This window comes from Halomonas marinisediminis (assembly GCF_004347715.1).
Taxonomy (GTDB): Bacteria; Pseudomonadota; Gammaproteobacteria; order Pseudomonadales; family Halomonadaceae; genus Halomonas; species Halomonas icarae.
In genome coordinates this window covers 1-252 of record NZ_SLTR01000616.1, presented here as the reverse complement: position 1 = coordinate 252, position 252 = coordinate 1, and the positions used below count along the sequence as shown (strand labels likewise).

General features: G+C 67.1%; 1 protein-coding gene. It reads left to right on the top strand.

Going from position 1 to position 252, the window contains the following annotated elements; translation table 11 throughout:
* A partial coding sequence (locus E0702_RS18015) for an MATE family efflux transporter (RefSeq protein ID WP_240721822.1) occupies positions 1 to 252 on the top strand: 252 nt, incomplete at both ends.

Below are 252 nucleotides of genomic sequence, written 5' to 3'. Positions count from 1 at the left end.
CGCGCTTCCCATCATCTTCGTCATGGCGATGAACGGCGCGCTCGCCGTGGTCGATGCCCTGTTCCTCGGGCATTTCGCGGGACCGCAGGCGCTGGCCGCCGTCACCTTGATGTTTCCGCTCTACATGCTGATCGTCGCGCTGGCGACACTGGTGTCCTCGGGCATGTCGAGCATCCTCGCCCGCCAGCTTGGAGCCTGGCGCGTGCAGGAGGCGCGCGCCACGTTTTCCGCGGCGCATGGTCTTGCAGCCTG